Here is a 1,090-nt window from a genome sequence, read left to right on the forward strand (position 1 = left end):
TTTTCCGCTTCTTGGTCACCGACCACAAGCATGTACGGGATTTTTTGCATTTGCGCTTCACGGATTTTGTAGCCGATTTTTTCATCGCGGCTGTCGACTTCAACACGCAGGCCTTCACGCTGCAGGCGTTCCTGCACTTTTTTCGCGTAGTCTAAATGCACAGCCGGAGAAACCGGAATGACTTGGAACTGAACCGGTGCAAGCCATGTCGGCAGCGCGCCTTTGTGTTCTTCGATTAAGAAGGCAACAAAGCGTTCCATTGTTGAAACGACACCTCTGTGAATGACAACCGGACGGTGCTGCTTGCCGTCCTCACCGATGTATGTCAGGTCGAAACGTTCCGGCAATAAGAAATCAAGCTGAACCGTAGACAGTGTTTCTTCTTTTCCGATCGCAGTTTTCACCTGAACATCAAGTTTAGGGCCGTAGAATGCCGCTTCACCTTCTGCTTCGTAATAGTCGTGGCCGATTTCGTCCATTGCCTCTTTCAGCATGGATTGCGCTTTGTTCCACATTTCATCGTCATCAAAATATTTCTCTGTATCTTCCGGATCGCGGTAAGACAGACGGAATGTGTAATCACTTAAACCGAAGTCTTCATAAACATCCTGGATTAAACGGACTGTACGGATAAACTCATCCTTAATTTGATCCGGGCGCACAAAGATGTGTGCATCATTTAACGTCATTCCGCGTACCCGTTGAAGCCCTGACAGCGCACCTGACATTTCATAGCGGTGCATCGTTCCAAGCTCCGCAATACGAATCGGAAGCTCGCGGTAACTGTGAATGTCTTGTTTGTAAATCATCATATGGTGCGGACAGTTCATCGGACGCAATACAAGTGTTTCATTGTCCATTTCCATCGGAGGGAACATGCCTTCCTGATAATGGTCCCAGTGTCCTGATGTTTCATACAGCTCTTTGCTGCCTAGCACAGGTGTGTATACGTGCTCATAGCCGAGGCTGATTTCTTTATCGACAATGTAGCGCTCGATGACGCGGCGGATTGTCGCGCCTTTTGGCAGCCAAAGCGGCAGGCCTTGTCCGACTTTTTGAGAGTTCGCAAACAGCTTTAATTCTTTGCCGA

At 48.3% G+C, this 1,090-nt stretch carries 1 protein-coding gene; it reads right to left on the reverse strand.

Features of this window, described 5'->3' with window-relative positions; translation table 11 throughout:
- Positions 1–1,090 (reverse strand): threonine--tRNA ligase (thrS, locus tag ACWHAR_RS22775; protein WP_452087911.1); only part of this gene is annotated, 1,090 nt, incomplete at both ends.

This window comes from Bacillus sp. LR--39 (assembly GCF_053613335.1).